Source organism: Loktanella sp. SALINAS62 (assembly GCF_018263905.1).
Classification (GTDB): Bacteria; Pseudomonadota; Alphaproteobacteria; order Rhodobacterales; family Rhodobacteraceae; genus Loktanella.
The window spans coordinates 140,087-153,425 of sequence record NZ_JAAFZU010000008.1; the positions used below are offsets into that span (position 1 = coordinate 140,087).

Below are 13,339 nucleotides of genomic sequence, written 5' to 3' on the forward strand. Positions count from 1 at the left end.
CCTTGCTTTATATCGTCACCGGGTGACACGTTGGGTAGGCAATGGCGGTGAACATTCCGTCACACCGAAGCGGCCCTGATCCGTGCGAGTGATGTCTCGCGTCCCAGAACCATCATCATATCGAAAACACTGGGAGAAACCGACCGGCCTGCCAAAGCCGCACGCAGCGGTCCCGCAAGCTTGCCCAGCTTTGTGTCGCGGGCGGTCGCAAAGTCGGCAATCGCCTCCTCTAACGTGTTGCGGTCCCACCTAACATTTTGCAGGTGCGGCGTCAATTCTGAGAGATATTGCTGCGCCGTAGCATCAAGCGCCTTGGCTGATTTCTCATCCGGCGAAATGGGGCCTTCGGTCAGGACAAAGTATGCTTTATCAAGCAGTTCGGGGAAAGTTTTGGACCGTTCTTTCAGATGCGGCATGGCCCGCAGCAGCCCATCTGCCTGACCTTCGGTCAAGGGCAGCGCGCCGGTTGCATCCAGATAGGCCTGAATTTCCGCAACCAGTTCTGCGTCGTCCATGACCGCGATATGCTGGCCACTGATATGTTCCAGCTTTTTGAGATCAAACCGGGCCGGGCTTTTGCCGATTCCATCCAGATCAAACCAGTCTTTTGCCTGTTCATCGGTGAAAAACTCGTCGTCCCCATGGCTCCATCCCAGACGGGCCAAATAGTTCCGCATGCCAGCCGCCGGGAACCCCATCTTTTGGTAATCCGCAGCGGCGGTCGCACCATGCCGCTTTGACAGCTTTTTGCCGTCATGGCCGAAAATCAGCGGAATATGCGCAAGGGTCGGTTTGTCCCAGCCCATCGCGTCATAGATCAGGTTCTGGCGAAAGCTGTTCGCCAGATGGTCATCGCCACGGATCACATGGGTGACGCCCATATCATGATCATCCACCACCACGGCCAGCATATAGACGGGGCTGCCGTCGCTACGCAGCAAAATCATGTCGTCGATCTGGTCGTTCGACCACGTGACATCGCCCTGCACCGTATCGTGCAGCGTCGTGTTGCCATCGCGCGGTGCCTTGACCCGCACGACATAGGCTGCATCGGGGTGCTGGTCGTCAGGCACGTCGCGCCACGGCGACTGAAACAGGGTCGTGGTTTTGTTTTCGCGGGCTGCGGCGCGAAATGCCTCGATCTCTTCGGTGGTGGAAAAGCATTTATACGCCGTGCCGTCGTCCAGCATCTGCCGCGCCACGGCGGCATGACGGTCGGCATTGGCCGCTTGGGATGTCGGCTCTCCATCCCAGTCCAGACCCAACCATGTCAGCCCGTCCAGAATGATCTGGGTGTTCTGCGGATCGGACCGCGCCTTGTCGGTGTCTTCGATCCGCAACAGGAACGTGCCGCCGTGGCCGCGCGCATACAGCCAATTGAACAACGCCGTGCGCGCCCCGCCGATATGAAGCGCGCCCGTAGGCGAAGGGGCAAAGCGGGTGACGGGTGGGGTCGGAGCCATGAGAATTAACCTGTCATTTACCAGTGCAGGCCAATCTGCCCGCGTCCCGCTTGGGATATGGTGGCAAGAGGTGAAGAACAAGTGCAAGCGGCGCTGTCGGCCCAACGGGGCGGTCTGATGCTTTGGCTGCCGGTCTGTCTTGGGATCGGGATCGGCGGATATTTTGCGCTGCGCTTTGAACCGACCGCTGCCCACTGGGGCGGGGTCGCCATTTTGTGTCTTTTGTGCCTGCTGGCCGCGCGGTGTCTGCCGCAGGGTCTGGCGCCTTTGGCCGTTGCCGTGGCCTGCATCGGGTTCGGGGCAGGGCTGGCACGTATCGAAACCATGCGTCACGACGCGCCCGTGCTGGGGTTTCGCTATTACGGACCCATCGCGGGGCGGATCGTGAACATCGACCGGTCAGCATCCGATGCGGTCCGGCTGACGCTGGATCAGGTCCGGATGGATCGCTTGTCCCCGGATCGCACCCCATTGCGCGTGCGCCTGTCTTTGCACGGTGATCAGCCATTGACGGATTGGCAACCCGGCGCGCGGATCATGATGACAGGCCATCTGTCGCCGCCCAGTGGCCCGGCCGAACCGGGCGGTTTCGACTTTCGTCGTCATGCGTGGTTTCAATCTATCGGGGCCGTCGGTTACACGCGCACGCCCGTACTGCGCGCAGCCCTGCCACAGCCAAGCGCCACGCAGGGGATATTCCGCCTGCGGATGGCGATATCCAAAGCGGTCCAATCCCGCGTGCCGGGGGACGCGGGGGCCTTTGCGGCTGCGATCATGACCGGCGACAGGTCGGGGATCAGTCAGGACGCGCTTGACGATCTGCGGGCCTCCAACCTTGCGCATCTGCTGGCCATTTCGGGTCTGCACATGGGGCTGTTGACCGCGTTTATCTTTGCCGTGGTGCGCGTGGGGCTATCGTTATGGCCTGCCGTTGCGCTGCGCGTTCCGGTGAAAAAGCTGGCGGCGGTGGCGGCACTGTTGGCGGGTGCATTTTATCTGGCGCTGTCGGGCGGGGCGGTGGCCACACAGCGCGCCTATATCATGGTGGCGGTCATGCTGCTGGCGGTGCTGGTGGACCGTCGCGCGCTGACGCTACGGGCGGTGGCACTCGCGGCCACCGCCATTCTTGTTCTGCGACCGGATGCCATGACCGGCCCGGGATTCCAGATGTCGTTTGCCGCGACGACTGCGTTGGTTGTGGTGTTTGGCCTGATGCGGGGGCGCGATATCGGACCACGCTGGCTGCGGCCCGTGGTCGGGGTGATCGTGTCGTCCGGTGTCGCGGGGCTTGCAACGGCACCTTTTGCGGCGGCGCATTTCAATCAGGTTTCACACTATGGCTTGATTGCCAATCTGGTCAGCGTGCCGCTGATGGGCGCGGTTATCATGCCTGCCGCAGTGCTGTCCGCCTGCCTGATACCGCTGGGGCTGGAAGGGGTGGGGTTGTGGATCATGGGGCTGGGGCTGCGTTGGGTCTTGCTGGTGGCCGATCGCGTATCCGGCTGGGATGGCGCGCTGAGTTACGTCCCAAGCCCCGGACCGCTGATTCTGCCGTTGCTGACGCTGGGTTTGCTGTGGCTGATCCTGTGGCGCGGGCGGGCCCGTTGGTGTGGCGCCGTGGTGGCGCTGGCGGCGTTCGGGCTGTGGACGCAGACGACCCGGCCCGCCTTGCTGATTGCGGATTCAGGCGGATTGATCGGGCAAATGACGCCGTCCGGCCGGGCCATGTCGCGCGCCACTGGCGACGGGTTCGTCGCAAGCATCTGGCTGGAAAACGACGGTGCACCGGTGCCGCAGGACGTGGCGGCCTTGCGTTCGGGGTTCACCACGGATGGCGCATTCGTGTCGGTCGATCTTGGTCCGTGGCAGGTGTTGCAGGTCAGGGGCAAGACGGGTCTGGCCGCCTTGCAGGATTGTGCAGGCGCCGATGTCATTGTTCTGAACATTCCCGACACCACCGCGCGACCCTGTCTGGTCATTGATCCGTTGCGTCTGCGGTCAACCGGTGCCGTCGCGCTGGATCTGGATGCGGACGATCGCCTGATCATCACAACCGCCCTGTCCGTATCCGGTGTCAGGCCGTGGACGCAGGGCGCCCAAGATGACGACAGGCGAATGCCGACTGTCATAAGCGGCCCGGATCAGTAGGTGCGGATCAATCCGACCAGACGCCCCTGAACCTTGACCTGATCGTCACGGAACATCCGCGTTTCATAGGCGGGGTTTGCCGCCTCCAGTGCGATAGTCGATCCATTGCGGCGGAAACGTTTCAACGTTGCTTCCTGGTCTTCGACCAGCGCCACGACGATATCACCGTTATTCGCGGTCGAAGTTTCGCGGATCACCACCACATCGCCGTCATTGATTCCGGCGTCGATCATTGAATCGCCCTTGACCTCGAGTGCGTAATGTTCGCCTTTGCCCAGCATCGACTGCGGCACGGCGACGGAATGCGATACTTCGGAAATGGCGGCAATCGGCACACCGGCGGCAATCCGGCCCATCACGTTCAGTTCAACCGCAGCCACGGAAACCGATTGCGCGGCAGCAGGGATGCTGTCGGGGCGGTCGCCGTCGATCACGCGCGGGCTGAAACCTGTTTTGGCGGTCATTGCGTCAGGCAGTTTCACGATTTCCAGCGCCCGCGCGCGATGCGCCAGACGCCGGATGAAACCGCGTTCTTCCAGCGCAGTAATCAGACGGTGGATGCCCGATTTCGACCGCAGATCCAGCGCTTCTTTCATTTCGTCAAAAGAGGGCGGCACCCCATCGCGCTGCACCCGCTTATGGATGAATTCCAACAGATCAAGCTGTTTTTTGGTCAACATGGCAGGCCTCACGATCAAGGGACGATGATGTTCCCTTTCGTTCTACCTCTGTTCTTGTTTTGTGTCAACGCTATCATAGCGGCAAAATCTCGATCTGGTCGCCTGTGGCGCGTGCCGGATCGTCGGCAGGGCGTATGGCAAGGGCGTTCGCCTGCGCCAGCACGGTCAGCAATGACGAATCCTGCCGGTCGAATACCGTCACCTGTTCCCCGTCCACGCGGGCCCGCATATAGTGTTCGCGCGGCCCGTTGGCAGGCATCGGATGGCTTAACCGGACGCTGCGCCGGGGTGCGGGCGCGGCGGGCAGGCCGGTCATGCGTGCGATCACCGGCAACAGGAACACGTGGCCGCAGACCATCGCGGACACCGGGTTGCCGGGCAACCCGATCATCGCGGCACCGTCAACGCGTCCGGCCATCAGCGGTTTTCCGGGGCGCATCGCGACTTTGTAAAATGCGCGATCCATGCCGCGCGCGCCCGCCGCCGCCGCGACAAGATCATGGTCACCGACCGAGGCGCCACCGATCGTCACGATCAGGTCAGCGCCGCGCGCCAGATCAAACGCCAGCGCAAGGCTGGCGTGGGTGTCGCGGGCGATGGGCAACAGACGCGGTTCCGCGCCATGGGCGCGCAAAAGCGCCGCCAGTCCGTGGTTGTTCGATGCGATGATCTGGTCGAGGCCGGGGGTTTCACCCGGCTGCACCAACTCGTCACCAGTGGCGATGATCGCCACGATCGGCCTGCGTGTCACTGGCACACGGGCAATGTTCATCGCCGCCAGTAGTGCGATGTCATTCGGGCCCAGCCGTCGCGGTGCCGTCAACGGGTCGCCCGCAGCGAAATCCCCCCCGGCGGGGCGCACGTGGCAGCCAGCGTCCAGATCGTGTCTCAGGGTGATGGAATCGCCATCACGGTCGACGTCTTCTTGAATGATCACGCGGTCGGTGCCGTCGGGCAGGGGTGCGCCGGTAAAGATCCGCACGGCATCGCCCTTGGCCACCATGCCGGCAAAGCGATGACCGGCTGCCGATTCCCCGATCACGCGAAACGTTGCACCGGGTGCGGCCTGTCCCGATGCCACCGCATAGCCGTCCATGGCGGACGCGGCAAAAGGCGGCTGGGTGCGCTTTGCCACGACATCCCGCGCCAGCACCCGCCCTGCGGCCTCGTCCAGCGGTACCTCTTCCACATCCAGCGGTTCGACCAGCGCAAAGAGGGCAGACAGGGCATCATTGACGCTGATCACGGTGCTGTCTCCTCGACTGTTGCGGCTTCCCATTCTGCAAAAGTGCGCCCGTCGGGCAGAACCCAAAAGGTGCGACCGTTCGTCGAGCGGCCTGTGACAACGGCGGCTGCGGCAGAGGGGCTGTTGAATGCATAATCTCTTGTAAAAACAGCATGATCCCCTTGCAGGGAAAGAACGCCCTGCGACAGCAGCTTTTCATGCAGGGCTGAATAGCCGGGGTTTTGTCCGGCGCTTCCAACCCAGGTTTTCCGTGCTTGTGAACCGGCCTTTACGATCATTTCGCCGTTTACAAGCTGTGCAGTGGCGTGGATGCCATGCTTTGGCAACACACACGAAAACAGCGGATCGTCCACCATCACCCCTATTGCCGTATCTGCCGTTTTAGGTCGCGCTTTGGTCAGGAACAGATCGACGCGGATCGCAGGCAGGACCATGCCCAGCGTATCAAGAAAGGCTTCCATATTGGTGGTTGCAGCTTCGGACAGGCTGCTGCGGGTTGGCTGATTGCCATTGTCCAATGCGGTATTGCCGACCTGTCTGGCCAGTTCCACCAGCCGGGATTCCAGATATTTGACGTGCGCTTTGTGCAGGTTGTTGGCAGAGGTGGTGATCAGGATAGCCTCGTTCCACCAGTCTTTTTCAGCGACGTGTTTCTTGATCCGGTGGCGCATGTCCTCTGCCTCGCCGATATAGGCGAGCGGTTCACCGTCACGATCCCCGATCAGGATATAGACGCCGGTATAGCCTGACTCCTGGCGGGCCAGTGCCTTGGCGATCTGGGTGCGCGGCGTGCGCAGGACGTGGCCGGTCCAGTTGAACACCTCTGCCGTCAGCATTCCGTCGGGACGCCCGTCGATAAAGAACATCTCCAGCGACCGGCCGGGCTCTGCCATCAGGGCTCGAAACGGCCGGATTTGCCGCCGTCCTTCAGGGTCACACGGATGCCCGAAATCACCATGTCCTTTTGCACGGCCTTGACCATGTCGTGAACGGTCAGGGCCGCGACGGATACGGCGGTCAGCGCCTCCATTTCGACGCCGGTCTTGCCGGTGGTCTTGACCGTGGCGCTGATCCGCACGCCGGGCAGGGCGGGGTCGGGGGTCAGGTCGACACTGACCTTGGTGATCGGCAGCGGGTGGCACAACGGGATCAGGTCGGCGCAGCGTTTCGCGCCCATGATCCCGGCCAGACGTGCGGTGCCCAGCACGTCACCCTTGTCGGCGCGGCCTTCGGTCACCAGCGCCAGCGTGTCGGCGTTCATGGTGATATGCCCTTCGGCCACGGCGATCCGCGCGGTTTCGGGTTTATCGGACACATCGACCATATGGGCGTGACCGGCGCCGTCGAAATGGGACAGCGCCATGCTACAGCCCTGCGGGTTTTAAGGGGTTCGCCAGCAGATCGCGGGTCGCCTGTTCGATGTCGTCCTGCCGCATCAGCGTTTCCCCGATCAAAAAGGTGCGTGCCCCGTAACGGGCCAGATCGGCCAGTTCGTCCGGGTGCGACAGCCCGCTTTCGGATACGATGGTGCGTCCGACCGGCACGTGTTTGCACAGGCTGCGCGTGGTATCCAGCGACGTCTCGAACGTGTGTAGGTCGCGGTTGTTGATGCCCAGCAGCCGGGCGTCCAGATCGGCGGCCCGGTCCATTTCGGCCCGGTTGTGGACCTCTACCAGCACATCCATGCCGTAGGATACGGCGGCGTCTTCCAGTTCGTGGGCCTGTGCGTCACTGACGCTGGCCATGATGATCAGGATGCAGTCGGCCCCCAGCGCGCGGGCTTCTGCCACCTGATAGGTGTCGTACATGAAATCCTTGCGCAGCACCGGCAGGTCGCAGGCTTCTCTGGCTTGCACCAGATAGTCGGGCGCACCTTGAAAGGACGGCCCGTCCGTCAGCACCGACAGGCAGGCAGCGCCGCCGTCGGCATAGGCCTGCGCGATGGCGGCAGGATCGAAATCGGCGCGGATCAGACCTTTTGACGGGCTGGCTTTCTTGACTTCGGCAATCAGACCGTAGCCATCCTTTGCCGCGCGGTGCAGGGCATTCGCGAAATCGCGCACTGGTCCGGCGTCGCGGGCGCGCGCCTCGACGTCGGCCAAAGTCACCTTTGCCTTGGCCGCTGCGATCTCGTCCAGCTTATAGGCTTTGATGCGGTCGAGAATGGTCTGCGTCATAAAGGATCCGTCCAGTCGATCGGTGAATTTCCGAGGGTTGTAAGCCACGTGTTGACGGTTGAAAATGGCCGTGACCCGAAAAACCCCCGGTGTGCCGACAGCGGTGACGGATGCGGCGCGGTCAGAACCAGATGATGCGGGGACGTTGGGGCAAAACGTTGCGCGGGACCACCCCACAGGACAAACGCGCGGGGGCGATCCTCCAGCCGTGCGATGACCTGTCGCACCAATGTGTCCCAGCCCAGCCGCGCATGCGCCTTGGCCGCACCCTGCGGCACCGACAGGGCGGTGTTCAGCAGCAGAACGCCCTGATCGGCCCAGTCGTCCAGTGATGTCTTGGTGCGGAGGCCGCCCAGATCGGTTTCGATTTCACGAAAGATATTGCCCAGCGAATCAAGCCGCCCGCCAAACCCGTCGGGAATGGAAAATGCCAGCCCGTCGGCCTTGCCGGGGGTGTGGTAGGGGTCTTGCCCCAGAATGACGACACGGGTGTCGTGGGGCTGGGTCCGGCGCAGGGCCGCGAACATCGCATCGGGCGGTGGAAACACGGGGCGCGTTTCGGCCCGCAGGGCGCGGGCCATGGCGGGCCAGTCCTGCCGCCAAAACGGCAGGTCGGCCCAACGGCCCAGACCTTCAGGCGTCTGCTGTGACACGGGCCAGTGTCTCGACCGCGTGGCGGGCCGCACCGCTGTCGATGCTGTGCGCCGCTTGGGCAACGCCGTCGCGCAGGTCGGTTGCCTTGTCCGCGATCAGCAGGGCTGCAGCGGCATTCAGCAGCACCGCGTCACGGTATGCCGATGGCTTGCCATCCAGTAGCGCGCGAAAGGCCGCCGCGTTCTGTTCGGGTGCGCCACCGACGATATCGGCAAACGGATGCACCGGCAGGCCCGCATCCTCTGGACGGATTTCGTGATTGGTGATGCTGCCATCCTTGAGTGCCGCAACCCAGCTGACACCCGTGATCGTCAGCTCGTCCGTGCCGTCCGATCCATGCACCAGCCATGCGGCATCGGACCCCAGCGTCATCAGTACTTCTGCCATCGGCTGGATCAGGTCGCGGCGATAGGCGCCGGTCAACTGCCGTTTGACGCCCGCAGGGTTGGTCAGCGGGCCAAGGATGTTAAAGATCGTCCGCGTGCCCAATTCGGCGCGCACGGGGCCGACGTGCGCCATCGCAGGGTGATGCATCGGGGCCATCATGAACCCGATTCCGGCCTCGCGCAGGGCGCGTTCCACCACCTTGGGGCCGACCATCACATTGATGCCCATGGCCCCCTGCACATCGGCCGTGCCTGATTGCGATGACAGGTTGCGGTTTCCGTGTTTCGCCACCGGCACGCCCGCACCCGCCACGACAAAGGCGGTCGCGGTCGAAATGTTCAACGTATGCTTGCCATCGCCACCTGTGCCGACAATGTCCATCGCCCCGGCAGGGGCCGCGACGGGCAGGCATTTGGCCCGCATCACGGCGGCGGCGGCGGCGTATTCGTCAACCGTTTCGCCGCGTGTGCGCAGCGCCATCAGGAAACCGCCCACCTGCGCAGGCGTCGCATCGCCGTTAAACAGAATGTTGAACGCGTCCTCTGCCTGTGCGCGCGATAGCGGGCCTTCGGCAGCGGCGTGGATCAACGGTTTCAGTGCAGCGCTCATGCAGCGATCTGCGGGGCAACCCCGGCGAGGTCCAGAAAATTCTGCAACATCCGGTGACCATGTTCGGACCGGATGCTTTCGGGGTGGAACTGCACGCCGTGGATCGGCAGATCGCGGTGTTGAAGCCCCATGATGGTGCCGTCGTCCAATTGGGCTGTCACGTCAAGACTGGCGGGCAGGGTGGCGGGATCGACGACGAGGCTGTGATAGCGTGTCGCCAGAAACGGATCAGGCAAGCCGGCAAAAATGCCCTGACCGCGATGGTGCATCGTGCCCATCTTGCCGTGAACGATGTCCTTGGCCCGTACGACCTTGCCGCCAAAAGCTTGACCGATGGTCTGATGGCCCAGACAGACGCCCAGAAGGGGAATCCGTGCCTCTGCCGCGGCTTGCGTCAGGGACAGGCAGATGCCCGCCTGATCGGGATCGCACGGGCCGGGCGACAACACGATCGCCTGCGGGTTCAGCGCCATCGCGGCCTGTGTGTCGATCTTGTCGTTGCGATGCACCTGCACCTGCGCACCCAGATCACCCAGATAATGCACAAGGTTATAGGTGAAACTGTCGTAATTATCGATCAGCAGGATCATGTGGCCACCGGGGTTTTGGTCAATTAGGGGCTACCGTCCGGGCGGACCCGCACGGTATAGTCCACATGGATATGGGCTGTGATGCAGGCAGGCGTCAAGGGCAGGCCCGATAAGCAGGAAAGAAGGAACGACAGCATGGCATTCGTCAAAGGCGCAGTCTTGGGCCTCGTCGTCGGTGGTGTGGCCGTGGCGACCGGGTCGCTGATCGCGCCGCAGCCTGCCAGCAACCTGCCGCCCGCGCTGCCGCAGGTCGATGTCACGCAGACCGACTCGACGGTGCAGCCGGTCACACCGGCAACGCCGCCCGCGTCAGTGGATGAACCCGCACCGCGTCTGGCCGACGAACCCGCGATGGCCGAACCGGCGGACCCCACCGATGCGCCGGCGCCCGATACCAGCCCCGCTACTGCCCCCGATCTGACGGTCGTGGACAACATGCCGACAGCCCCCATGTCTGGCCGTTCCGTCGATATCGCCACCGCACCCGAAGAACCTGTGTTGCCCAATCCGCAAAGCATCACCCCATCGGTGCCGGATTCGGAATCAAACGTGCAGGTATCGACCGCACCCCCGCCGCCTGTCATCGTGATCGAAGATGCGACACCGCCAGCCAACGCGGAAACGGACGACCCGGTCACCGTCATCATCGATACGCCCGCGCCCTTGGAACCGGACGCCACGACATCGCAACCCGATGCAGTGCCGATGACCGCGCCGGACATGGCAGACGCGCCGGACGCGCCAGAGCCTGTTGTCGCAGATCCGGACGATGACACGACAGAGTCCCCCAGCGCGTCGCGCGGATTGACCACCGACAGCGCTGACACAGTCACGCTTAATACACCGGCGGATCGGGTGACGCCCGATGCGTCCAGCCCCGACATGTCGCTTGGTGATCCGGACACGCCCGATCAACCCGGCCTTGATACGGCTACGGATGACACATCGTCGGCGGAACTTGCCGTCGTCGATCCGACCACCCGTGACGAACCTGCGGCGGACCCACTGCCAGCCGATCCTGTCGCGCCCGACACCTCTGGGGCCGACGAACCCGCCACCCCGACCGTTGTCACAATTATCGACACGCCGCCCGGTGCGACGACCGACAACACCACAGGCGTGACGGTGCGTAGGCCGGGGACGACACCGGCGCCGGCGCCCGCCGATGCTGCGGACCAAACGGTGGACGACCGCCCGCCGCTGGAACGTTACGCGGCCTTTTTTGACAACCCCGCCGATCTGCCACTGATGAGCGTCGTGATTATTGACAACGGTGTCGTGCCGAACGGCCCCCGCGCACTGGCAGAGGTGCCGTTTCCGGTGACCATCGTGCTTGACCCGTCTCGCCCCGACGTGTCCGACCTGATGGATGCCTACCGCGCCGCCGGGATCGAGGTCGCGTCCCGTGCAAGCCTGCCGCAAGGCGGCACTGCTGCCGATATTTCCGTGGCACTGGAAGCAACCTTTGACGTTTTGCCGGAAACCATTGCACTGGTGCAGACCGATCCCGCAGGCTTTGGCCGATCCGATCCCGCCACCGCGCGGGTGGTAGGGGCACTTGCCGCGGACGGGCGCGGGTTGTTGCTGCCGGACGGCGGGTTCAGCGGCGCGCAGGATGTGGCGGATGCCCAATCGCTGCCCAACGCCACGATCTTTCGTGACCTGAGCGACGTGGATCAGGACGCCCGCGTGATTCGACGGTTCATGGATCAGGCCGCGTTCCGTGCCGGACAACAGGATGGCGTGGTGTTGCTGGCGCAACTGACGCCTGAAACCCTGTCCGCGCTGATCCTGTGGGGCGCTGCGAACCGGTCACGTCAGGTTGCGATGGCACCACTGTCCGCGACCCTGTTGGCGAACAGCAATTCAGCCGATTAGCGGTTGCCGCGGGTGCTGAACATGGCCGCATCTGCGGCAGCCTTGCGGATCGCGTTCGATTTGTGGACGGTTTCCTGATATTCGGCTTCCGGATCGCTGTCATAAACGACGCCGCCCCCGGCCTGAATATAAAGCGTCTGATCCTGCAACACGGCGGTCCGCAGGGCGATGCACATATCCATGTCGCCATTGGCGCTGAAATAACCGACACCGCCGCCATAGACGCCGCGTTTTTCCGGTTCCAGTTCGTCGATGATCTGCATGGCGCGGACCTTGGGCGCGCCTGATACGGTGCCTGCGGGCATGCCCGCAAAGAACGCGGACAATGCGTCCTGATCGTCCGCCAGTTCGCCCACCACGTTCGATACGATGTGCATGACGTGGCTGTAGTATTCGACCTTGAATTCTTCTGTCGGGCGCACCGTGCCGACCTTGCTGACCTTGCCGGTATCGTTGCGGCCCAGATCCAGCAACATCAGATGTTCGGCCAGTTCTTTTTCGTCGGCCATCAGGTCGGCTTCGTTGGCGGCGTCTTCTTCGGCAGTGGCACCACGTGGCCGTGTGCCTGCGATGGGACGGATCGTCACCCGGCTGCCCGACACCTGCACCAGAATTTCGGGCGACGCGCCGATCACCTGATAGCCGCCAAAGTTGAAATAGAACATATAAGGCGAAGGGTTCGTGCGCCGCAGGCTGCGATACAGCGCAAAGGGCGGTTCGGGGAAATCCTGCGCCCAGCGCTGGCTTGGCACCACCTGAAAGATATCGCCCGCGCGGATGTAATCCTTGGCCCGTTCGACCAGCGCGATATATGCGTCATGGCCGATGTTTGATTGCGGCTCTGCCACCGGTGCGGGGTCGGCCAATGCGCGCAGATCAGGCACCGCGCGGGTCAGCGCGCGTTCGGCTTCCATCACGCGTTCTGCCGCTTGGGCATAGGCTGCTTTGGCACTGCGGTCGGGACTGATCCACGCAGGGGAAACCAGAATGACGTCACCCTTTACCCCGTCCAGCACGGCGATCACGGATGGCCGCATCATCACCGCGTCGGGCAGCCCCAGCGGATCGGGGTTCACGTCGGGCAGGTGTTCGACCAACCGGATCATGTCATAGCCCAGATAGCCAAACAGACCTGCACTGGCGGCGGGCAGATCACCGGGCAGATCGATGCGCGATTCCGCGATCAACCCGCGCAATGCGGCCAGCGGATCGGTATCGTCTGCCACAAATCCATCCGGGTCGAACCGCGCGGACCGATTTGTCTTGCTGGCTGTGCCACGGCATTCCCAGATCAGGTCGGGGTTCAGCCCGATGATCGAATAGCGGCCCCGGATTTCGCCGCCCGTGACGCTTTCCAGCATAAAGCTGTTCAGCCCGGCGTCCCCCAGTTTCAGCATCAACGATACGGGCGTATCCAGATCGGCGGACAGCCGGGTCCAGACGACCTGATTTGCGCCTGCGTCATATCCTGCGGCAAAGGTTTTGAAATCGGGCGATTGTCGCATGG

The 13,339-nt window shown here is 63.3% G+C and carries 12 protein-coding genes; 2 read left to right on the forward strand and 10 right to left on the reverse strand.

Annotated features, from left to right (window positions below; all coding sequences use genetic code 11):
• Positions 1-59: 59 nt before the first annotated feature.
• Positions 60-1,463, reverse strand: a complete 1,404-nt coding sequence (gene gltX / locus GZH79_RS04775; protein ID WP_211642403.1) for a glutamate--tRNA ligase — start codon at positions 1,461-1,463, stop codon at positions 60-62.
• A gap of 117 nt (positions 1,464-1,580) precedes the next feature.
• Here gltX and GZH79_RS04780 point away from each other — a divergent pair, with 117 nt between their 5' ends.
• Positions 1,581-3,611 carry a ComEC/Rec2 family competence protein gene (locus GZH79_RS04780; protein ID WP_249218982.1) on the forward strand — a complete coding sequence of 677 codons (2,031 nt, stop codon included), beginning with the start codon at positions 1,581-1,583 and terminating at the stop codon, positions 3,609-3,611.
• Here GZH79_RS04780 and lexA read toward each other — a convergent pair.
• From lexA to GZH79_RS04820, 8 genes are all read right to left on the reverse strand, one after another.
• Positions 3,605-4,291, reverse strand: coding sequence for a transcriptional repressor LexA (gene lexA, locus GZH79_RS04785; protein WP_211642413.1), 687 nt, complete (start codon positions 4,289-4,291; stop codon positions 3,605-3,607). The two genes, GZH79_RS04780 and lexA, sit on opposite strands and share 7 nt — an antisense overlap.
• Positions 4,292-4,364: 73 nt before the next feature.
• The gene (gene glp / locus GZH79_RS04790; RefSeq protein WP_211642415.1) at positions 4,365-5,537 is read right to left on the reverse strand and encodes a gephyrin-like molybdotransferase Glp; all 1,173 of its coding nucleotides are present in this window, start codon (positions 5,535-5,537) and stop codon (positions 4,365-4,367) included.
• Positions 5,534-6,430 (reverse strand): GIY-YIG nuclease family protein, encoded by an 897-nt coding sequence (locus tag GZH79_RS04795; protein ID WP_211642417.1) that lies wholly within the window; start codon positions 6,428-6,430, stop codon positions 5,534-5,536. Before GZH79_RS04795 ends, glp begins: the two co-directional genes overlap by 4 nt.
• Positions 6,430-6,900 (reverse strand): cyclic pyranopterin monophosphate synthase MoaC, encoded by a 471-nt coding sequence (gene moaC / locus GZH79_RS04800; protein WP_211642419.1) that lies wholly within the window; start codon positions 6,898-6,900, stop codon positions 6,430-6,432. Before moaC ends, GZH79_RS04795 begins: the two co-directional genes overlap by 1 nt.
• Position 6,901: 1 nt before the next feature.
• Positions 6,902-7,714 carry an indole-3-glycerol phosphate synthase TrpC gene (gene trpC, locus GZH79_RS04805; RefSeq protein WP_211642421.1) on the reverse strand — a complete coding sequence of 271 codons (813 nt, stop codon included), beginning with the start codon at positions 7,712-7,714 and terminating at the stop codon, positions 6,902-6,904.
• Entirely contained in the window at positions 7,711-8,295 is a 585-nt protein-coding gene (locus GZH79_RS04810) for a uracil-DNA glycosylase (protein ID WP_211642575.1), read from the reverse strand. Before GZH79_RS04810 ends, trpC begins: the two co-directional genes overlap by 4 nt.
• Positions 8,296-8,347: 52 nt before the next feature.
• A complete protein-coding gene (trpD, locus tag GZH79_RS04815; protein ID WP_211642423.1) occupies positions 8,348-9,364 on the reverse strand; it encodes an anthranilate phosphoribosyltransferase in 1,017 nt (338 codons plus the stop codon).
• Positions 9,361-9,954, reverse strand: coding sequence for an aminodeoxychorismate/anthranilate synthase component II (locus GZH79_RS04820; RefSeq protein ID WP_211642425.1), 594 nt, complete (start codon positions 9,952-9,954; stop codon positions 9,361-9,363). The genes trpD and GZH79_RS04820 overlap by 4 nt, the downstream gene beginning before the upstream one ends.
• 135 nt (positions 9,955-10,089) lie before the next feature.
• Between GZH79_RS04820 and GZH79_RS04825 the strand changes: the two genes are divergently transcribed.
• A complete protein-coding gene (locus GZH79_RS04825) occupies positions 10,090-11,832 on the forward strand; it encodes a divergent polysaccharide deacetylase family protein (RefSeq protein WP_211642427.1) in 1,743 nt (580 codons plus the stop codon).
• On the opposite strand, the gene trpE is transcribed toward GZH79_RS04825, so the two are convergent.
• Positions 11,829-13,337 (reverse strand): anthranilate synthase component I, encoded by a 1,509-nt coding sequence (gene trpE / locus GZH79_RS04830; protein ID WP_211642429.1) that lies wholly within the window; start codon positions 13,335-13,337, stop codon positions 11,829-11,831. The genes GZH79_RS04825 and trpE overlap by 4 nt on opposite strands.
• Positions 13,338-13,339 lie beyond the last annotated feature (2 nt).

Bases quoted from the DNA above. Each gene is read 5' to 3' on its own strand.
- trpE (WP_211642429.1), bottom strand. From the start codon at position 13,337: ATGCGACAATCGCCCGATTTCAAAACCTTTGCCGCAGGATATGACGCA.
- lexA (WP_211642413.1), bottom strand. From the start codon at position 4,291: ATGTTGACCAAAAAACAGCTTGATCTGTTGGAATTCATCCATAAGCGG.
- GZH79_RS04795 (WP_211642417.1), bottom strand. From the start codon at position 6,430: ATGGCAGAGCCCGGCCGGTCGCTGGAGATGTTCTTTATCGACGGGCGT.
- trpD (WP_211642423.1), bottom strand. From the start codon at position 9,364: ATGAGCGCTGCACTGAAACCGTTGATCCACGCCGCTGCCGAAGGCCCG.
- trpC (WP_211642421.1), bottom strand. From the start codon at position 7,714: ATGACGCAGACCATTCTCGACCGCATCAAAGCCTATAAGCTGGACGAG.
- GZH79_RS04780 (WP_249218982.1), top strand. From the start codon at position 1,581: ATGCTTTGGCTGCCGGTCTGTCTTGGGATCGGGATCGGCGGATATTTT.
- GZH79_RS04825 (WP_211642427.1), top strand. From the start codon at position 10,090: ATGGCATTCGTCAAAGGCGCAGTCTTGGGCCTCGTCGTCGGTGGTGTG.
- gltX (WP_211642403.1), bottom strand. From the start codon at position 1,463: ATGGCTCCGACCCCACCCGTCACCCGCTTTGCCCCTTCGCCTACGGGC.
- GZH79_RS04810 (WP_211642575.1), bottom strand. From the start codon at position 8,295: ATGGCCCGCGCCCTGCGGGCCGAAACGCGCCCCGTGTTTCCACCGCCC.
- GZH79_RS04820 (WP_211642425.1), bottom strand. From the start codon at position 9,954: ATGATCCTGCTGATCGATAATTACGACAGTTTCACCTATAACCTTGTG.
- moaC (WP_211642419.1), bottom strand. From the start codon at position 6,900: ATGGCGCTGTCCCATTTCGACGGCGCCGGTCACGCCCATATGGTCGAT.